The organism is Shewanella baltica, assembly GCF_900456975.1.
Taxonomy (GTDB): Bacteria; Pseudomonadota; Gammaproteobacteria; order Enterobacterales; family Shewanellaceae; genus Shewanella; species Shewanella baltica.
In genome coordinates, this window is the sequence record NZ_UGYM01000002.1 from 4231913 (window position 1) to 4253045 (window position 21133).

18 protein-coding genes are annotated in these 21133 nt (G+C 46.7%); 2 read left to right on the forward strand and 16 right to left on the reverse strand.

The genetic code is table 11. From position 1 onward, the window contains the following. Positions 1-109: 109 nt before the first annotated feature. The 16 genes from DYH48_RS18875 to DYH48_RS18950 form a co-directional block, all read right to left on the reverse strand. Complete coding sequence (locus DYH48_RS18875; protein ID WP_115335626.1) at positions 110-631, reverse strand: prepilin-type N-terminal cleavage/methylation domain-containing protein; 522 nt, start codon at positions 629-631, stop codon at positions 110-112. 111 nt (positions 632-742) lie between these two features. Next, on the reverse strand, positions 743-1360 hold the full coding sequence (locus DYH48_RS18880; protein WP_115335627.1) for a prepilin-type N-terminal cleavage/methylation domain-containing protein: 618 nt from the start codon (positions 1358-1360) through the stop codon (positions 743-745). A gap of 75 nt (positions 1361-1435) precedes the next feature. Continuing rightward, positions 1436-1930, reverse strand: a complete 495-nt coding sequence (locus tag DYH48_RS18885) for an MSHA biogenesis protein MshF (protein ID WP_115335628.1) — start codon at positions 1928-1930, stop codon at positions 1436-1438. 50 nt (positions 1931-1980) lie between these two features. Then, complete coding sequence (locus DYH48_RS18890) at positions 1981-3201, reverse strand: type II secretion system F family protein (RefSeq protein ID WP_006083266.1); 1221 nt, start codon at positions 3199-3201, stop codon at positions 1981-1983. Between the two features lie 2 nt (positions 3202-3203). Further along, the gene (locus DYH48_RS18895) at positions 3204-4964 is read right to left on the reverse strand and encodes a GspE/PulE family protein (protein WP_115335629.1); all 1761 of its coding nucleotides are present in this window, start codon (positions 4962-4964) and stop codon (positions 3204-3206) included. After that, positions 4961-6319 carry a tetratricopeptide repeat protein gene (locus DYH48_RS18900; protein ID WP_115335630.1) on the reverse strand — a complete coding sequence of 453 codons (1359 nt, stop codon included), beginning with the start codon at positions 6317-6319 and terminating at the stop codon, positions 4961-4963. Before DYH48_RS18900 ends, DYH48_RS18895 begins: the two co-directional genes overlap by 4 nt. Then, entirely contained in the window at positions 6316-7224 is a 909-nt protein-coding gene (locus tag DYH48_RS18905; protein WP_011847945.1) for an ExeA family protein, read from the reverse strand. Before DYH48_RS18905 ends, DYH48_RS18900 begins: the two co-directional genes overlap by 4 nt. A gap of 6 nt (positions 7225-7230) precedes the next feature. Beyond that, positions 7231-8910: a pilus (MSHA type) biogenesis protein MshL gene (gene mshL, locus DYH48_RS18910; RefSeq protein ID WP_115335631.1), complete on the reverse strand. Its 1680-nt coding sequence runs from the start codon at positions 8908-8910 to the stop codon at positions 7231-7233. A gap of 14 nt (positions 8911-8924) precedes the next feature. Further along, a complete protein-coding gene (locus DYH48_RS18915; RefSeq protein WP_063883335.1) occupies positions 8925-9245 on the reverse strand; it encodes a hypothetical protein in 321 nt (106 codons plus the stop codon). Then, complete coding sequence (locus DYH48_RS18920) at positions 9232-9882, reverse strand: MSHA biogenesis protein MshJ (RefSeq protein WP_115335632.1); 651 nt, start codon at positions 9880-9882, stop codon at positions 9232-9234. Before DYH48_RS18920 ends, DYH48_RS18915 begins: the two co-directional genes overlap by 14 nt. Then, on the reverse strand, positions 9879-10481 hold the full coding sequence (locus DYH48_RS18925; protein ID WP_115335633.1) for a PilN family protein: 603 nt from the start codon (positions 10479-10481) through the stop codon (positions 9879-9881). The genes DYH48_RS18920 and DYH48_RS18925 overlap by 4 nt, the downstream gene beginning before the upstream one ends. Continuing rightward, positions 10478-11356, reverse strand: a complete 879-nt coding sequence (locus DYH48_RS18930; RefSeq protein ID WP_063883333.1) for a hypothetical protein — start codon at positions 11354-11356, stop codon at positions 10478-10480. The genes DYH48_RS18925 and DYH48_RS18930 overlap by 4 nt, the downstream gene beginning before the upstream one ends. A 245-nt stretch (positions 11357-11601) precedes the next feature. Next, positions 11602-13545, reverse strand: coding sequence for an RNase E specificity factor CsrD (gene csrD, locus DYH48_RS18935; protein WP_115335634.1), 1944 nt, complete (start codon positions 13543-13545; stop codon positions 11602-11604). Positions 13546-13730: 185 nt separating this feature from the next. Beyond that, positions 13731-14975: a malic enzyme-like NAD(P)-binding protein gene (locus DYH48_RS18940; protein ID WP_115335635.1), complete on the reverse strand. Its 1245-nt coding sequence runs from the start codon at positions 14973-14975 to the stop codon at positions 13731-13733. Positions 14976-15509: 534 nt separating this feature from the next. Continuing rightward, positions 15510-15722, reverse strand: coding sequence for a 50S ribosomal protein L31 (rpmE, locus tag DYH48_RS18945; protein ID WP_006083277.1), 213 nt, complete (start codon positions 15720-15722; stop codon positions 15510-15512). 181 nt (positions 15723-15903) lie between these two features. Beyond that, positions 15904-16953, reverse strand: a complete 1050-nt coding sequence (locus DYH48_RS18950) for a FimV/HubP family polar landmark protein (RefSeq protein WP_115335636.1) — start codon at positions 16951-16953, stop codon at positions 15904-15906. Positions 16954-17055: 102 nt separating this feature from the next. Between DYH48_RS18950 and priA the strand changes: the two genes are divergently transcribed. Beyond that, the gene (priA, locus tag DYH48_RS18955) at positions 17056-19251 is read left to right on the forward strand and encodes a primosomal protein N' (protein ID WP_107402736.1); all 2196 of its coding nucleotides are present in this window, start codon (positions 17056-17058) and stop codon (positions 19249-19251) included. A gap of 134 nt (positions 19252-19385) precedes the next feature. Beyond that, on the forward strand, positions 19386-21131 hold the full coding sequence (gene argS, locus DYH48_RS18960) for an arginine--tRNA ligase (protein WP_006083280.1): 1746 nt from the start codon (positions 19386-19388) through the stop codon (positions 21129-21131). The last annotated feature ends 2 nt before the right edge of the window (positions 21132-21133 follow it).

Sequence of the window (21133 nt, forward strand, 5' to 3'; positions counted from 1 at the left end):
GCAAATAAATGTCGGCAAATTTGGCGGACTCATTTCTTTAACATCATGTAAGAACCGCATTTTACCTAAAAAAAAAGCCTGCTAGGCAGGCCTTCTAATACAAAATAAATCAACAACCGTTATCTGTTAGAGTAATCGTTGGCAAAGCACCTGCACTTGCTGCCGCAGTGTAAACAATCTTACAGCTTGCTTCAGAACCAGTTGTAGTTACATCAGCAGGAGCGCCACGTTGCCATATAGTTGCACCTGTACTAATTTCGTTAATGATCCAGTCATTATTACCAGAAGCAGTTGGAGAACTACCAGCATCAAATTTCACATCCATACCAGCCTCTAAAGCAGCCTTTGTTGCAGCCATATAACCATAAACAATGGCGACATCATCGGTAGTTGCGGTAGTACCTGCGATATCTAATGTATCAGTTGCTTTTGTCTCTTTACCTGCTAATGCTGCTTTTGAATAAACTAAGCTATTTGCACCTTGAATAGCCCCCTTCATACCTTGGATTGCAGAAGCACGCGCATCACCTTGCAAATTAATAAACTTAGGTGCCGCTGTGACAGCAAGAATACCTAAGATAATGATCACTACGACTAATTCAATTAAGGTAAAACCTTGTTGTCTTTTCATATCAAACTACCTTTCTTTATCAGTGAGTACTCGTGTGAGTACTAATTAAGTTAAGTCACTTCTGAACTAAGTTACTTAAAACATGAACAAAATAAAACTGTTAATTACAGCCTATGGCACAAATGGCGTTTGAGTAAAGCTTAACACTCTACCAGTACCAGGGTTATACACTATCCCTTTCGCACCAGCTGTTGATAAATCCGGTGTAGGAGTCGGTACGCCAGTTGTTTGATTTAGCACCAGTGAAGCCACTTGGTGATAAACACATAAATCTAAACCAGCAACGACAGTGCCTGCAATCGAATTAGCGCTACCTCCTGCGCCATCAATCACGCGCACGGTATAACGTTGATTACGCGCATCTTGAGTGTAGAGCACATTACGAGGAGCGCTCTGCAGCACGGTATTAAATACTTGTTGGCAACTCGCATCAGTCATAGCAGTCACATCCGTCACTGAAGTTCCCGTTGGATAACCAAAACGAGGATCGAGCGAAACTGACGTACCATCTAAGATCACACTGCTATTTTGGCGCCCATCGACTTCCCACTGCGAACGTACAAAGCTAACGGCAGTCGATAAACCACCGGCCACGCCGTCAACACTGGCGTCTTCAGCATCATCGGTGACATTTAAGAATCGTGGGATCGCGGTTGCGGCGAGTAGCCCTAAAATTACAATCACAATCACAAGCTCTATTAATGAGAAACCTGTTTGCTTAGTTTTCATATATATGCCCCATACTTAAGAAATTTTATTCTAACAGCTAAATCAATTTTAAAAAGCCTTTGAGTTAACAATATTTTAGGGTGCAGTCAAAAAAATGACCCTGCCAGAGTTCAGTTGATAGCCTAAACTATCGCCATTGTGCGACCGATAGTGGCAGCTGTTATCCTTAACTAAATAATCAGCAACCAGCCCTGCGTTATCCACTTCGGCACCCATAAGTTGCTGCCACAAATCTTGGCAACCTTGGCCGTTTAACTGTTTAGGTTGCGGCCAACCTAAACCATTCACATCAACGACACTCGACTCAGTTTCCTTGGCGGAATTGCCAAACGCCTCCCAGTTCAACTGCAATTGCGCCGGCTTACCCAAAGATAACCATTGGGAGCGCGCCATCACCAGTACATTTAAAAAACGCGCATGATCGACTTCTAATCCACGGGCCGCGATTTGCGGTAGGGTAAAAAAGTACTTAGCACCGATCACCGCCATGATAACCAACACTAACCCTATGGTTATCATACGCCCATAGATGCGTAATAGATCGCTTTCTGCCTTTTGCTGAGTCTGCATTTAACCTCAGCCCCACACATAAGATAGAAGATAAACATTATCCATATCGATTATTTACCGCCCTTGACCACATTAAGCATATCCCACATGGGCAGGTATATCCCTAAGGCCAATACGAGTACAATCACGGCCACAAAACCGATCAAAATAGGCTCCAATTTAGCAGTGAGGTTCTTTAAATCATAGTCTACTTCGCCCTCATAGAAGTCTGCCGCATCATTGAGTAATTGATCGATTTGCCCCGTCTCTTCACCCACTGCCACCATTTGCAGCACTAATGGCGTAAATAACTTACTCTGATTCGATACCCTCAACATAGAGTCACCAGACTCAATCCCACGGCGCATACCGACTATTTTGTCGTGCATATAGGCATTATCTACCGCATCAGCCACTAAACTTAGGGCTTGTGTCATAGGCACGCCAGCGCTCAGCATCATAGAGAAACTGCGACAATAACGGGCTAACGTCGAGCGCTCGATAATCGATCCTACGGCGGGGATGTGCAGTTTCCACTTATCCCACTGTTTCTCGCCCTTTTCCGTATGGTGCCAATAACGGATGCCAATGATAGTGCCAATCAGCGCCACCAACATCAGCGCCCAATAATTCACAAACAGATTCGATGTACCTATCAACACTTTTGTCGCCCAAGGTAAGTCGGCGCCAAAGCGAGAAAACATCTCGGCAAACTTAGGGATCACCATGATATTGAGGATCACCATAGCGAGTGCAATCGAAATCAATACAAACATGGGATAACGCATGGCCGATTTAATTCGTCGCCGCGTTTCCTGCTCACGCTCGATATAACCCGACAGCTGAATAAAGGCATCTTCTAACTTACCGGTGTTTTCTCCCACGTGCACCATAGAAACAAACAAGGAATCAAATACATCGGGATGTTGATTCATGGATGATGACAAGGGCCGTCCTGCGGTGAGCTGCTCAGAAATATCGTTGAGCGCATCTTTCATCCGCTGGGAATGTGCCGTTTCAGACAAGCCCGCAATCGCCCGTAAAATCGGGATGCCAGAACGAGTCAGAGAATACATTTGCCGAGTAAAGATCTGTAATTCTTCTAACGCAACTTTTCCACCAAACAGCTGGGCCAGTGAGAATGACTTAACCACTTTAGCGACTTTGACTTCGAGGGGAATAATCCCCCGCGCCAATAGCATGTCAGCGGCAGCACTTTCCGACGCGGCATCCAACTGCCCCGTAACGGATTGACCTTGACCACTGCGTCCACGGTATTGATAAATCGGCATAATTACGCCTCAACGCCTTGTTGGCTAATAATATCCTTCGACAAAGGTATCTGAGATTCACTCACGTCCTCTACCAGCTTAGCCACCTCTTCAATGGTCGTCATGCCTTCGCTCAAATATTGCAACGCTGACTCGGCGAGCGGGGTAAAGTTAGGGCTCTGCAACGCGGCTCTGGCGAAATCCTGCGGATTACCGGTACGCATCGCATCGATCATCTTTTCGTCGAGCTCGAGGATCTCAAAAATACCAATACGGCCACGATAACCACTTCCGTTGCAACTCTGGCAACCGGTACCGATTCTAAAGTTTGCATGGGTAAAATCTTTGCGACTCACACTACTCAGCCAAGCTTTTTCCTGCGGTGTCGGCTGATACTCAACGCCACAGTTATGGCAAACGCGGCGCACTAAACGCTGGGCAATAATCACCCTTAAGGCACTGGCAACTAAATAACTGGCGGCGCCCATATCGAGTAAACGCAGCGCACTGGTGACCGCATCGTTAGTGTGCAAGGTCGATAGCACAAAGTGACCCGTTAATGCGCCCCTAAGGCCAATCTCAACGGTTTCTTGATCACGCATTTCCCCGACCATGATGATATCGGGGTCTTGACGTAAGGTGGTGCGCAATACGTTGGAAAAGTTTAAGCCAATCTTATGGTTAACTTGTACTTGGTTGATCCGTGGCAATTGATACTCGACCGGATCTTCCACCGTGATGATCTTACGGTCGGCGGTATTGAGCTCGCTCAAAATACCATACAAAGTGGTGGTTTTACCGCTACCCGTGGGACCAGTAACCAACAACATGCCGTGGGGACGTTTAATCTGTTTACGAATACGCGCCAAAATTGCGGGTGGCATACCGGTTTCGTTTAGGGTCAATAACCCCGCCGATTGGTCGAGTAAACGCATTACCACAGATTCACCGTGGTAAATCGGCATGGTCGACATACGCACATCGATATGATGACCTTTGATTTCCATGTGGAAACGGCCATCCTGCGGCAAACGTTTTTCAGAAATATCGAGTCCAGCCATCAACTTAAGTCGCAATACTAAAGCCGCGGCAATATTAACTTCATTCAGAATCGTTTCGTGTAGCTGGCCATCGATACGCTGGCGAATACGTAGGGCTTTATCACCGGGTTCGATATGGATATCCGAGGCGCGCATTTGCACCGCATCCTCAAAAATCGACTGTAGCAACTTAACCACTGTGGTTTCATTGTCACTGTCGCCAGAAGTCAGACTGGCTAAATCAAACATCTCATCGGCGGCGTATTCTTCTTCGAGCTTACCGGCGATCTGAGCTATTTGATCTGTACGGCGATATAAGTTATCAAACGCTTGCAGCAGTTGCTGCTCAGGCGCTACCGCTAACTTCAAACGCTTAGGTGCGATAAGCATTTCGAGGTGATCGAGCGCCTGCAAATCGGCAGGATCACTCATAGCTACCAGTACGCTATCGCCCCTGTCTTCAACCGCTAAAGCGCGGAAACGTCGGGCTTGCACCTCAGGAATAAGATGCACGACTTCCGCAGGGATTGGCATTTTACTGATATCAAGCAAAGGCACATTCAATTGTTGCGACAAAAACTGCAGCAACTGATGCTCTGTAATCGATTGCAGATCAATGAGGGTACGGCCCAGTTTTTTGCCCGTATTGCGCTGCTCGCCTAACGCCTGTTGCAACTGCGCTTCGGTAATAATGGCTTCTTGAACTAACAGATCGCCCAAACGCATTTTTAATCTGGGTTTCATTGGCTATCTCCTAGCTGAGTCAAACGTTGTTCGATAAAGGCACTCGCCTGCGCCGATAAGCCTCTGTGGCCTAATGCAGTCCGATAGGCTTGGCGTGCTTGGGTAAATTGCTGCTGCGAATCAAGCGCATAGGCCAGCCCCATCCACCATTTAGCCTGTTGGGGGTCTTGTTGTAATAACTGCCTGTAGGCTTGTTCCGACACTGAAAACTGCCCTAGCTTTTGCGCCAGATCCGATTGTGCCATCCACTTTTGTCTCGCCAGCGGATGCGTATCAGGTATGTTAGCTAACGTCACTAATGCGAGATCAGCCTGACCAGCGGCTTGCTGAACCCGAGCGAGCAATAAGGCAAAGTCTAACTGCTGTGGGAATAACAGCATGCCTTGCTGTAACACTTCACTGGCTTTGGCTAATTGACCTTGCCCATAATGCAGCGCAGCCAATTGCTTGCGCGCTTCGTGCATACTGGGTTCAAGCGCTAATGTTTGCTCATAATAACTAATGGCATCTTTGAGCTTGCCATCCCTTTCTGCCTCGCTCGCTAGCGTGAACCGCTTCTTTGCCAGCTGCTTTGGCGTTAACTTCACCTCAGTAATTGCCATTTGCCCTTGTTCTTTGGGCGCGATTCGATGAGTACCTGCATCAGCGTTAACTTCTTGTACGTTAAGCCCATTACTCGCGTTACCTTCATTATCGGCGGCCACACTGGCCCGCTCCGACATCATTAACGCAGAGGGCGCTGCTACAGTGACCTCGGCGCTACGCACGCTCGATGTCGCACTATTTGGCTGCGAGTGGCTTGGCTCGCTTACCGTATCGACCTTGTTATCTGCGAGTACAAGGCTCACGTCTGCTTGTGGTTTTTGTTGTGGTTGTGGTTGCGACTGAGACTGAGCTTGTTGCTCATGCTCAGCTTCTTTTGCGGTTCCTAATTCTGGTGCCTGACTCGATGCCCCTTCGGTGGCACTTGGTTCAAACTCTTCACTATTCGCTGTCATCACTGCCGCAATCTTCTTCGCAGTCGCAAGCTTCAAGGGTTCAGCAGCGGTATCGACGTTAGGTGCAGATTCGTTTGAGGCAACACTCTCCATCCGCACAGGCTCAGTTTTAGCGGTAAATCTATGTTGTTCATACACTTGAGCTGAAGCTGTCGCTTCTGCAGGCTTTGCCATGAAAAATTGCCAGCCATAAACCGCGCCGCCACCGAGTAGCAGTGACACACCACAGAGTAGCAGCCAATGAGATGATGAACGCCTGCGAGCTAAATATTGCACCTGCGGCTGAGCCACATTGCTGAGTTCATGCCCCTGCTGACGTTTGTCGAGATCCTGCAACATCTTGTTGATCACGCTCATACAACACTCCTCAAAACGTGTTGTAATCCCAAACCGAACACCACAGTTATCAGAGTGAAAAAAGGCAGCCATTTCCACGACAATAATCGGCGCACGCTCGCATCTTCAGTGTCTTGAATCGCCGCTTTAACGTGGGAGGTTTGCACACGCGTAGCACCCTCGCCGAAACTCAGTAACAAGGCTTTGTGGGCAAGAATATTGATCAATCTGGGGATCCCTCGGGACGCATAGGCAATTTGACGTGTTTCCCGTGATGTAAAGAGTGGTTCGCCCGCACGCCCTGCTATGGCTAATCTGTGACGAATATAAGCATCGGTTTCATCCCATGTCAGTGGGCGAAGGTTGTAGCTAAAAGTAATACGTTGTCTTAATTGCCTGAATTCTTGGCGTTTAAGCCTTTCATCAAGCTCAGGTTGCCCAAATAACACCACCTGCAATAATTTTCGCGTCTCGGTTTCGAGATTAGTGAATAACCGCAACGCTTCTAGACTGTCGTCCGGCAATGCCTGCGCTTCATCGAGCACTAATACGATGGCGTGACCATGGGCGCTCAACGCTAAAAGCTGCTGCTGGATAAGCCCAGTGAGCTGCTGCTGATCGATATTGCTGGCGTATTTAAGGCCTAACTCACTCGCCACCGCCCAGCGTAACTCTGCAGGCGTGAGGTAAGGATTGGGCAGATAGGCACAATGGAACTTAGTCGGTAATTCATTGATAAGCTTGCGGCAAATCAGAGTTTTACCTGTCCCCACCTCCCCTGTCACCTTGATAAAACCTTCACCCGTTTGTAGCGCAGTTTGCAACACTTGCAAGGCTTCTACGTGTGGCGATAGGCCGAAAAAAAATCCGGTATTGGGTGTCAATGAAAATGGGGCTTGGTTTAAGCCAAAATGCTTCTGATACATAGAAGCTTACTTTGTCTCCGGATACCAACGATCTAATAAGGTCTTAGAACGTTGTAGCTCAGTTTTCCAGGTATCGACGCCAACTACCGTAGGTTTTAACAGAATAATCAGCTCAGTTTTCTTCTTTTGCTTGCTGCGGTTTTTAAACAATTCCCCGAGGAAAGGAATATCACCCAACAAAGGCACTTGCGAGACGACTTCGGTATTTTCGCTCTTCATCAAGCCACCTATGATGACTACGTCACCGGAAGCGGCGCGGATAACGGTATCAGACTCGCGAATTTCACTCTGCGCTAAAGGTAGCTCCAACGAAGCATCACTCACTTTGATATCTTTAGTCTGCTCTTTCACATCGATAACGGATGGATGCACGTGCAATAACACATTACCGTCACTATCAATTTGCGGCGTGACATCTAAGGCAATGCCTGAGAAAAACGGCGTGAGCTCGACTTGTGGAGTGGTCACAGGCGTTGCGCCCGCTACTGTGGTCGATGAAACGTCAGTGACAAAATACTCATCGGTACCGACTTTAATCACCGCTTTTTGGTTATTCGATGCTGTTACCCTTGGGCTAGACAATACATCCACATCGCCTTGGGTATCTAACAGATTGATCATGGTCGTAAAGTCGGAGCCTTTAATACTCAGCGAGGTCACGCCACCAATCGCCGAGGTGATTTTATCACTTAACCCAGGGCCTTTCGAAGTCCCAAAATTCACATTCGTATTGCCGACATGACCCAGCACATTCTCCCATTGGATACCTTGCTGATAGCCATCAGATAATGTGACTTCGATGATCTTAGCCTCCAAGATCACTTGGCGCTGCAGATGACTCTCGGCGGAATTTAAGAAAGTGCGAACTTGGCGTAATTCACTTGGAAAAGCACGAATGGTCACTAAACCCGCCTGCGGCGTGACCACCACTTGCCGCCCATTTCCTGTGTCACCAATAATCGCCGTCAGCGTTTCTTTCAGCTCGCCCCAAAAATCAGTCTTAGTGCGCGAGCGGATAAATGTACCGTTACTGCTATCGCTGCTGCCATTGCTGCTGGAGTTACTACCATTACTGCTGTTGGAATTATTATTACTCGAACCACTGTTATTTGAGTTGTTATTGCTCGAATTACTATTGGAATTATTGCTATCGGAAATCCGTCCAGAACTCACTGAGGTCACTGATAAACCGTCGCGCTCCATATAAAGATAATTCAGCGGGAAAGTCTCAGTACGCATTCCAGCGGGGAAGACTCTTAGAATACGCCCTTCACGGCTCACTTCGTAACCGTAGATATCTTCAACCACTTGAATCGCTTCGCTTAAGGTTACACCTTTAAGGGATAACGAAATCGTACCTTGCACATCAGGATGCACGGCAACACTCAGCGGCGTACCTTGGACTAAGCTTGGAAAAAATACTTTGGCATCCACATCATGGGCAGAGACATCGAAACGACGCTCAGTTTCCAGCGCAGGGGTTAAACCTGACAGTAAAGCGCCCGAATTCAATTCTCGCTGAACCGCATCCGGCATAGTCGCAGGCGGTGGCGTCGTTGATGCCGTAGCCGTCGCCATTGAGGCCGCTAATTCCGCCTTACTCGCCTCCGGCTGTGGCCTATTTGTGGTCTGACACGCCACAAGGCAAAGTGAGAGCAGAGGTGTAAAGTATTTAATCGCTTTCATCTGAGGTTTATTCCCTATCTCTCTGTTATTGCTTGAAACAATGTCAATTTCCGTCCATCGGACAGCGACACATAAGTGGGGGTGATCTTGACGATACTCAGCCCCTCAATGCTGTCGCCAACCGACAATATCTTGTTATTTATCACAGCATAAGCCGTGTTGCCTGAACTCACTATACTGTTAAGTACCATTGCCTGAGCCTGCGCTTGACTCGCATGACCCACCACAGCAAAACCTTTACCGGGCAAGGTAGGGTCGCGCAGTGATTCAGCAGACGCCATAGGGCTGCTGACCAATAACAACACACTGATAATATAAGACTTATTTAGAGACACTGATAAAGTCCTTATTAATACTCAAGGTATAAAGTTCAATCTCTACCGTCGCTTGGGGATATTCTGCAACTTTATAGTCGAGACGCTTCCAATAAAGTTTATCTGGCATGGCCTCTACGGCTTCCACAAAGCGCAGCACAGAGAAATAATCGCCCTCTAAGCTCATACGAATACCATGGCTATACAGATTGAGTTTCTTCTCTTCACCCACAGCTAACAGGGGAATAGGCGCAATCGACATAAACTTAATTAATTTAATCCCTTGCACTTGTCCCAGTAAATTACCAAGCAGCTGTGGCATATAGTCTGCCGGCACCATATCCACCATCAGCTCATTGAGCTGGGCATCTAAGGCTTGATTCTGTTGCTCTAACAACACTAAACGCTGTTGGTAATCTTGATTGGGATCCAAGGCTAAACGTTGCTGATACAAGTCAACCTGCTGGGCCGAAATCGCGTTTTCTTGCTCTAAAGCTTTTAACTGTTGTGACAACGCCACATGGGTTTTCCACAGGGACTCTAAGGGTAAATAGCTCAGCATGCCGACCACAGCCAGAATGGCGACTGAGATCAACACTCGCTCTCGGCGACTTAACGCATCAAACTGTTGTCCTATTTGGGCTAACTTTTGCTTCATTGCGCGGTCTCCTCCTTGTTATCGCTCTTCAAGGTAAAGGCCAAAGGTTTATCTTCACCGCGATCCATGCTCATCGACGAGAAAGCTTGCCCCTTTAAAGTCTGCGTAGTCTTAAGTTTGCCAATCCACTGCGGAATGCTTTGGGGATGGTCGGCAAAACCTTCGAACATAAAATCTTGCTCATTAATGACGATATGACTAAGCCACACGCTCGCATCCGACACGATCGCTAAATCTTTAAGTACAGGCGCAAAACCTCGGCTAGTTAAAGAGGCTCTAAGGCTCAATTCACCCATGAGTAACTGCTTCAGCTCTAACTGTTGTGCCGCTAAATCGACTCGCGCAACAAGATCGACATCGGGTTTACGCGCAGCAATCTGTGCTTCTAATGCCTGTTTTTGGGTATCGAATTGCAACTTTTGCTGGGCAGCCAATTGCTGAGCCTGTTGCAGCTCACTGACTTGCCAGTAGCTATAACCGCCTAAAGCCGCAAATAGGACCAAAAATCCCGCAGCATAAGCCCCCAAACGTGCAAAGGTTAATCTTTGCTTCGGCGGAAGTAAGGAAGGAGTGTAGAGATTGACTCGGTATTTAATCACTCAGCACCTCTGGAAAATTCGGCGAAGGCTAATCCCGCCATTCGCGCGCCAACACAGCTTTTATCGATAACATTCACAGCTTGATTAAAGTTTGCCGACACTAGCTTAGCTAAAGTATCCACGGCGCCATCGGCAAGGAGCTCAATAGAAGATACCGGAGCTTGCCTTAACTGGCTTTCAAAGTAATCCATAGAGCGCTGAATTTCTAAACTTAAATTGTCTGCCATGCCATAAGTTAACTCATCGGCTTGGGTCTTATCCAGCTGAGCAAATCCCCGCACACGCCGCTGCATATACAGCTGACCTTGCTTAACCACAGTCAATAACAACTCTTGCCCTGGAATATGGCTGACCACCAGACGAGCTTGGTTGTCATCACCAAATAAGTTGGTCATGGCTAACTCTTCGATACTGATACCGATAAGTTGTAAATTTTGTTCATGAATGACCTGTACCATACTCACGAGTTTAGCTTTATCGACCACCACCACATTGATTTTATTACTGGGAATGGGTGACTCGAAATAGTCTAAATGGATTTGCGGCACAGGTAGCGTAACCATGTCTTTAATTGACCACAGCAAGGCTTGGGATAATTCGACAGTATCGACATTGGGTTTATCGGTCAGCAGTAATTGATAAAGCCCTGAAGCCAAAATCAGTTGTAACTGGGCATTAGGGAAGGATTTAGCGACGGCAGCAAACGCCGATGACCAGTGTTCATCTTTAAGCTCAAACGGTAACCACTGCTCAGCACTATCTCCTTGAGCAGGTGCGTAAACCCATAATTTATCGGCACAAACATAGACGCCAAGGCTAGTCGGATCCGTTCTTTTTTGCCAAAAGGCGAGTCGACCTATAAGACTTTTTTCCATAAAGATGCCTGTAACCAACTGAATTTAAAAGCGTGAGTAGTCTCTTATGCTTAAACTTCCTGTTACTCCACTCTCCAGTGTTCCTTGCCCTATGAGCTGCTGTATACCTAATTTAAACGGCAAACGTCATTATTTTGGCACTGAATAGTTTAGCTGCAAATACTCGTATTTTATAGATAAATACGTGAATAATAGGATCTATTTGTCTCTAAGACGACATTAGTCACCCAAATACCGCACTTGCCTTACTTAGCTTCAATGGGTTCACTGAAATACATTCCCTGCGCTGCGCCAACGCCGAGGATTTGCAGTGTCTGCCATTCTTCGAAGACTTCAATCCCTTCGGCACAAACTTGCACTTCCGTTCGATACAAACCGCCAATCAAGCTACGGATGAATAATTGGTTTTCTGGGCGTAAATGAATATGCCGCACAATCGATCTATGTAGCTTAATTAAATCAAAATGACATTCACGGATATAGTAAGTGCCAACGACCTGCTGGCCCACATGATCGACGCATAATCTCGCGCCCATTTTACGGATCATATCTAATTTAGGCTGCAACTTTTCTTGATGCTGAATCACGATATCTTCCGACACTTCGAAAATCAGTCGTGTGGTCAAATGACGATATTCTAACAGCGTCGTTTTTAGCCATTGGGTAAAAGCTCGACTCATGAGCGAATCCAAACTCAGATTAATACTGTATATCTGTGGCGCTGATTTTTTATTTGTTTGAGCATTCGACACGCCGTCCGCTAATTCATTCGACAGTAACAATAATACCCGCTCAATAATTTGCCGTTCGACTTGCGGCATTAAACCACATTTATTCGCCATTGGAATAAACAGTGTGGCACGAATTAACGCTCCTTGATTATCCCGCGCCCGAGTAAATATCTCTTTATGGTGCTCATTACCATCTGAATCAATTATCGGCTGGCTAAAGGGGAAGAATCGCCTTTGCACTAACGCGTTTTCTAAAAAGCTACGCCAACGCACCGAGCCTTTAGCAAACTCTTCATCAATCGCGCCTTTGTCGTACATAAACCAATTACTGTTACCCTGTAATTGTGCCGCCCTCAAAGCCATATCGGCTTCTTCAATTAACTGCGCCGCATTGTCGCCTGCGGTAAAATAAGCGCATCCGAGGTGGAAAAAGTTATCGCTATTCTCGACTTCGGGTAAAGGCTGGCTCAAACATATCTTAAGTAACTTACTGGCAAATTGGTCGGCTTCAATTAACGAGATTTGCGGCACGACTATGGCAAATTGATTGTGGGAACGACGGGCAAAAATACTGTTGGCTTGAGTTTGCAGCAATTGGCTTATCGCGTTAACTGTTGAGTTTAATAACTCTTTGGTTACCGCTTCACCTTGGGATTGCTGCAGTAAATCCAGATCATCCATCTCTAATAAATAAATCACCCCATGGGCGAGCATCGCCTGATTATGGCTAAGGGCGTCGAGACGGTTATTTAAGAAAAGTCGATTACCAATGCGCGTTTCCGCATCGAGAAAGGTATTAGAACGAATGAATTTGTCAAAACGACCGCGTTCTTTTTGTGCGTCTTGTAATTCTTCTAACAACTTGGTCAAAGCGCGGTTAATCAGCCTTGGCTTGCCATTTCCGGGAGCCGCGAGTGCTTGCTCGTGCTTACCTTGCAGAATCAATCGACTGCGTAAGGCTAATTCTTCAATGCCATCCAATTGCTGGGAAAACCATAAATAGCCAAAACGCACTAAGGCAGCCACAGCTAACACACCGACCAACAGGATCAAGATTTCATACCAACTAAAAGTGTAATGATCGAAGGGTTGGGTCAAGGTCAGCTGCATACGCAGACCAGATTTTGGATCTAACACATGGTCATACACCATGGCATTTTGCGTAGTGAGATTGCCTTCATAGGCAAAGATCACTTCATCTTTCAAGGTCAGCCGAAAATCAACAGCATTGTAGGCGAGCAGCATGGGCGGCAGCCAAGCTTCCAAATCCCAATCGGGTTGGTGTTGATATTGGTCCACTAACATAGTTTCGAGTTCGGCGACTTTTTGCTGCTGAAATTTATAGGTCATCTGCACGAAACTCATCATAGCGCTAAGCAAAAATACGAAGGCAATAGCGGCTAATGACATTAACCAAAAGCTGGTTAATTTTGTAGTTAACATTCGGGTGAATTTCATCTATCCGCTATCCTGCAGGATTATTATAATTATTTGTGCGATTTTAACAGGAGTACAACAAAGTTGTCCGTTGATTATTCAGTAGCATAACCTAAAAGGCAACCAAGACGCTGTGACTTTAATGTCCACTTAAAAACAAAAAAGAGGCTAATTAGCCTCTTTTCGATGTTTTTACCACTTTTAGCTTAGTCAGCGTATTTAGGTAAAGTAGGGATAGCAGCGACACCAGAGTCAATCGCCGCTTGTGCAACCGCACGGGCAACATTAGGCAACAAACGTGGGTCCATAGGTTTTGGTAGCACATATTCAGGGCCAAAACTCAGTGAAGTCACATTAGGATAAGCCTTTAATACACTCGCAGGCACAGGCTCTTTTGCCAGTGCAGCAATGGCATGAACTGCGGCGATTTTCATCTCATCATTAATGCATGACGCACGTACATCCAAGGCACCACGGAAAATAAACGGGAAACACAATACGTTATTCACTTGGTTTGGATAATCGCTGCGACCCGTACCCATGATCAAATCGCTACGCGTTGCGTGAGCCAGTGCCGGTTTGATTTCAGGATCTGGGTTAGAACAGGCAAAAATCACCGGCTTATCAGCCATCAGCGCAACTTCTTCTGCACCAATCACGTCAGGACCTGATAGACCTAAAAACACGTCTGCGCCTTTAATAACATCAAGAAGCGTGCGTTTATCGGTATCATTCGCAAATAGCGCTTTATATTCATTAAGATCCGTACGGCCAGAATGAATAACACCTTTAGTGTCTAGCATATAAATGTTAGCGCGATTCGCACCACATTTGACCAACATAGTCATACAAGCAATGGCAGCAGCACCGGCGCCCATACATACAAACGTTGCGTCGCGGATCAACTTGCCTTGAATTTCCAGCGCATTAATCATACCCGCCGCAGTCACAATTGCGGTGCCGTGCTGATCGTCATGGAATACCGGCACTTTACAACGGGCAATCAATTCACGTTCGATAACAAAGCATTCGGGCGCTTTAATATCTTCAAGATTGATACCACCAAAAGTGTCAGCAATCGCTGCAACTGTATTGATAAATTCTTCAGGCGTATTGTGGGTGATCTCAATATCTGTCGAATCGATATTTGCAAAATGCTTGAACAATAATGCTTTGCCTTCCATCACAGGTTTAGAAGCCAAGGGGCCTAAATTGCCTAAACCTAAGATCGCCGTACCATTAGTAATCACGGCAACCGTATTACCTTTATTGGTATAACGATACGCATTGTCAGGATTAGCCGCGATTTCACGCACAGGCTCAGCCACACCAGGGCTATAAGCTAGGGCGAGATCGTGACTCGTTTCGGCAGGTTTGGTAAGGCAAACTGCGGTTTTGCCTGGTATTGGAAATTCATGATAATCGAGTGCTTGTTGACGAATATCTGACATTTTAAAATCCTGAAATGCGACATTTATAATTTATGAGAGTAAGGCCTACCAACACACATCTAGTCTCACCAAAGGGTGATGTTAATAGCCTGGCTGGTCGGGGTAAGATACGCCAATAAGGGGAATTTTTAAATAAGAGATTCAGAAATTTCACTTTAGCCTTCAAATAGACCCTCTAAGCTTAGTTTTATAAACTTATCTCCTATAATAAAGCTGCATTTCTTAATATATTTTGTAGGAAACAAACATATATTTTGTAGTTATAGCGCTAGTTGTAGCGAGTTAATCTCAAAAATGTTGGTTAAATTACAATATATAACGGCTAGCATATTTATCTTATAGTTAATTGCTATAAATAAGTCGAATTACATACTTGAACTCGCAATACTCAATAAGTTGACGATTAATTGAGTGAAGTCGTACCAGATGGGATTTAACATAAGTATTAAGATAGGCGTAAATAAAGCAGTTCGGCAAATGACAGAAAGCAAAAAGGCGCCATAGGCGCCTTTTCTAGAAACACTGCAATCGCAATTATTTCTTTGCAAGCACTGCGAAGCGCTTGTTGAATTTGTCGATACGACCGCCAGTATCAACAACTTTTTGTGTACCAGTGTAGAATGGGTGACAAGCACCACATACGTCTAAATGCAGATCTTTACCAGCAGTAGAGTTTACTTTGATAACGTTACCACAAGTACAGTTTGCAGTGATGATAGCGTATTTTGGGTGGATACCTGGTTTCATTGGGGTTACCTCAAAAGTGTAAGGCCATGTCGCTCTTCCAACCCGTAGTCGGACACCACATGCATGTTAATAACAATATGTTTAGGGCGCAGAATGGTACAGCATACCCACAAGGGATACAAGTAGATTATCTGAGCGTTTGACGGTTATTCTGCGTCTATTTTGACTTTAGTTCGCCGCTTCATTTTTCCGCCTCTTTAGCTTCAAACATCGCCAGCGCCTCTTTGGCGTTAGCATGCTGTGCCAAAATCATTTTTGAAGGACAGGACAGAGCCGCATTACTCTTGAGTGCGTTGATTTTATTTTTTGAGAAAGCCGCTGGATTCGCCTCGTAGATCGCCAGCATAGCGCCATAAACACTCACGTCCCAATCGTTGGCATAGCGATTGGCGATACGCCACAAGGTCTCACCAGCAAGATAAGTTAACTGACAATGTTCAGGTGTCTGCGAAGCTGTTGGGGACGTTTCAACAGCATTCGCCTTGAGTTCGCTATGTGTTGTCTTCGCAGTTTCTGTAGCTACGACTTCAGACATAACAGTCTCAGGTACTACAGTTTCAACAGGCGTTGTTTTAGCAGCAACAGGTTCAGAGATTTTAACGACAGGCTTTACTTCGGCAACCTGTGTATTTTGCTCATTCGCTGCTTCAGGGAATTTAAAGCCAGTCACGACTTCAGGCGCTGGCACTGTGGGCTTAGTATCGACATGAGTATTTGCAGCCGCGATAACCGCCGTCGCAGGCTTAGCCTCCACCACTGGCGTGGATTCAGCGGCCACTTTTACAGGCTGAGCATTCACTTTATCCGCACGCTTTTGCACCAGCGCTGTCGTCGTATTTTTACTGCCCGATGCCGCTTTTACGGTTAGCGTGGCCAATGTTGGCTTAGCCTCACCAAATAGATTGATACTTTTGACCTCATACCATCGGTCGAGTCGATACTCCCTCACTAAGAGTTTAGCCTTGTCATCTTTTACATCTTCAACACCCGTAAGCAAAACTAAAAAGCGATTAAGCGCCTCAACCATTAACTTTTCTTCGCTGCCGGCTTGCTGCACTACAAACTCTAAGCGCGACATGTCTTGATTGTCCGCAATCACATTCACCCTGAGTTTAGGATAACCACCTAACTCAAACATGCGGCTGTTAACGCTCACATGGGAGACTTGAGCCATGCTCTGTGCGCTACACACTAACGCGAGTAGACCTAATGATTTCACTATATTAGCCATTTATTTACTCTCAACTATCCTTGGTAAACCATCATTAGGGCTAGCCCTAGCCAGCCGCGCTGAGTACACTAAACCACATTCTTGCCTAAGACTTGCCTGCATATGTCATTGTTTGTCGAAGTTGCGTTACCTGTGCCTATGCGGCAAACCTTTAGCTACCGCGTACCCGAAACTTATCCTAGTACACCGCAGATAGGCGTGCGCGTTAAAGTCCCCTTCGGTCGTCAACAATTAATCGGATTAGTCACAGGTATCACAGATACGTGCAGCTTAGCGCCTAAGCAGATTAAGTCTGTGCTTGAGTTTATCGACGATAAACCTTTGTTGCCTGAATCACTTTATAAATTAACCCTTTGGGCCGCGAGATACTATTTTTGCAGCCAAGGGCAGATGCTAACCCAAGCCTTACCAGTGGCCCTTCGCAAAGGGCTCGATGCCGCGCCGCAAAAGATCCAATTCTGGCAATTAACTGAGATAGGCCAAAATATTGCGCCCGAAGCGGTTAAGCGAGCACCCGCACAGAAAAAATTACTCGAGTTACTCAAACCCGCCAGCTTAACCCAAGAAGAAGTGATCAGCTTAGATATCAGTAAAGCGGCACTGAAAGCCCTAGAAGATAAAGGCTGGGTGGCACGCCACGAAAAAATCGCCGAGCTTAACCTCGACTGGCGTACCACACTCGAAATGGACGAAACGCCACATAAACTCAATAAAGAACAAGCCGTCGCCGTTGCCACGTTAAATCTGCAACAAGGGTATCACTGTACTTTATTAGAAGGCATTACCGGTTCGGGTAAAACTGAAGTCTATTTGGCGGTGCTCGAGGAAATCCTCAAGCAAGGCAAGCAAGCGTTAATTTTAGTGCCTGAAATCGGTTTAACACCCCAGACTATCAATCGCTTTAAGCGCCGTTTTAAAGTCAATGTCGCCATATTGCACTCAGGGTTAACCGACAATCAAAGACTCGAAGCTTGGCGCCAAGCCCGCTGTGGTCAGGCCGCCATCATTATCGGCACCCGCTCGGCTTTGTTCACGCCGATGGCCTATCCCGGCATCATCATACTCGATGAAGAACACGACAGTAGCTTCAAGCAACAGGAAGGCGTCGGTTACCACGCCCGTGACTTGGCAGTCATGCGAGGCCATTTAGAATCAATTCCTGTGATATTAGGCACGGCAACCCCCTCACTCGAAAGTCTACAAAATGCCTTAAGTGGCCGTTACCATCATTTGCAATTGGGTGAGCGCGCTGGCGCAGCTAAAAAAGTGCGCCAAGGCATTATCGACATTAAAAATATGCCGTTAAAAGCAGGAATGTCGGTGCCGCTGCTGAACGAAATCCGTCTGCATTTAGACGCAGGCAACCAAGTATTACTGTTTCTCAATCGCCGCGGCTTCGCACCCGCTCTGCTTTGCCACGAGTGTGGGCACTTACACGAGTGCGACCGCTGCGACGCGTTTTTCACAGTGCATCAATCCCTTGGTGAAATTTGCTGCCACCATTGCGGCAATCAATATGCCATACCTAAGCAATGTCACAAATGTGGTAGCACTATGTTGATGGGCCAAGGTATAGGCACAGAGCAACTCGCCGAGGCACTGCAACAGGAGTTTCCGAAACATCCAGTGGTGCGCATCGACCGCGATACCACTCGCCTAAAAGGCTCATTAGAAACCCACTTAAACGCAATTCATAAGGGCGAATATAAAATCCTCGTCGGCACGCAAATGCTAGCCAAAGGTCATCACTTTCCTGATGTGACGCTTGTTGGGCTACTCGATGTCGATGGCGCCTTATTTAGCGCCGACTTCCGCGCGCCCGAGCGTTTTGGGCAACTCTATACCCAAGTCGCCGGTCGTGCTGGGCGCGCCAGCAAACCCGGCACGGTATTATTGCAAACTCACCAGAGCGACAATCCTATTTTGCGGGATTTGCTGCATCGCGGTTATGGCGAGTTTGCCCGCAGCCAGTTAAAAGAGCGTCAACAAGCACTGCTGCCGCCAGCATGGCACATGGTGTTGGTGCGCGCCGAAGCGCACTTAGCCAGTGATGCCGATAACTTTCTCAACGCCTTCGCCGCGCTTTTGCCGCAAGATAAAGAATTTGAGGTAATTGGTCCTATGCCAGCGCCCTTAGATAAAAAAGCCGGCAAGTTCCGTCGCCAACTGCTATTCCAAGCTAAAAACCGCAACCGTCTGCAGCAAGAGTTTGAACGTATTCATCCGCTTGTAGAGCAGCTTATCGAAGCCAAGCGCTGCCGATGGAGCTTAGACAGAGATCCACAGGATCTCCTCTGAGTCGAGTATTTGATAAGTATTTAAGCGCCATTTGATAAAAAATCATCGGGAAGATAGCAATTGTTAGCCACAAACGGCTAAAATATGCGGTTATTCCCTGTATTCACTCTTAAAGTTAGTGCCGATTAGAACCCATGAAATCACATATCCAATCATTACTTGAACAAACTCTAGAATCCTTTAAACAACAAGGTATTGTGCCTGCTGACTTTGAAGCGCGCATTCAGGTAGATCGAACCAAGGATAAGAGTCATGGCGACTTGGCAACCAACTTAGCCATGATGCTGACTAAGGTCGCAGGCAAGAATCCACGCGAATTAGCCCAACTGATCATCGACACCTTACCGGCTTCGGCTTATGTGGCTAAGGTTGAGATCGCAGGTCCTGGCTTTATCAACTTTTTTATCAACGACAGCGCCTTAGCGGATCAACTGCAAAATGCCGTCAACGATGAGCATTTAGGTATCAAGTTACCGACACCGCAAACCGTTGTTGTTGATTACTCTTCACCAAACCTCGCCAAAGAAATGCACGTAGGTCACCTACGTTCAACCATCATTGGTGACAGTGTGGTACGTGCGCTGGAATTTTTAGGCCACAAAGTCATTCGTCAAAACCATGTGGGCGACTGGGGTACACAATTTGGTATGTTGCTGGCCTATATGGAAGAGCTACGCGCCAAAAATGGTGAGAAAGCGCAACTTGAACTGTCTGATTTAGAAAACTTTTACCGCGCTGCCAAACTGCGCTTCGACGAATCGGCCGAGTTTGCGACCCGCGCTCGTCAATTAGTGGTTGAGTTGCAATCTGGCGACGAATACTGCAACAAACTGTGGCGCGAATTTAACGACATTTCGTTGAGCCACTGCCATGAAGTCTACGCCCGTTTAGGTGTGAGCCTGACCCGCGCCGACGTGCACGGTGAAAGTGCGTATAACGCCGATCTCGAGCAAGTAGTTAAAGATTTAGATGCCCAAGGTTTATTAACCGAAAGCAACGGCGCCAAAGTTGTATTCCAAGAAGCCTTCCGCAATAAAGAAGGTGAGCCACTACCAGTGATCATCCAAAAAGCTGATGGCGGCTACTTGTATGCCACCTCAGATCTTGCGGCAATGCGCTACCGTTCGAACGTGTTAAAAGCCGATCGCGTACTGTATTTTGTTGACCTACGTCAGGCGCTGCATTTCCAACAAGTCTTCAGCCTAGCCAAGCTGGCTAAATTTGTTCGTGAAGATATGTCATTGGAACACTTAGGTTTTGGCACGATGAACGGCGAAGATGGCCGTCCATTCAAAACCCGTAGCGGCGGCGTCGTTAAGTTAGTCGACCTGTTAGAAGAAGCCAACGTGCGCGCACTTGAACTCGTTCGCAGCAAAAATCCAGATATGGATGAAGTCACGCTGACTGAAATCGCTCGCGTCGTTGGGATCAGTGCCGTTAAATATGCTGACTTGTCGAAAAACCGTACCAGCGATTACATATTCAGCTTCGAACAAATGCTCAGCTTCGAAGGCAATACCGCACCTTACCTGCTGTACGCATACACCCGTGTTGCAGGCATCTTCAAGCGTGTAACCGATCTGGATCTCAGCCAAGCGAAAATCGTGCTTGAGCATGAAAAAGAGAAAGACCTCGGTAACAAGTTAGCGCAGTTCGGTGAGATCCTCAGTCGCGTTGTCGATAAAGGTCAACCGCACGTACTGTGTGCTTACCTGTATGAATTAGCGGGAGCTTTCTCAAGTTTCTACGAAGCGTGCCCCGTACTTGCTGCTGATAACGACGCGCAAAAGAACAGCCGTTTATTACTCGCACAGCTGACGGCTCGTACGTTACAAAAAGGCCTAAATCTACTCGGTATCGAAACCTTAGAGCGGATGTAAGC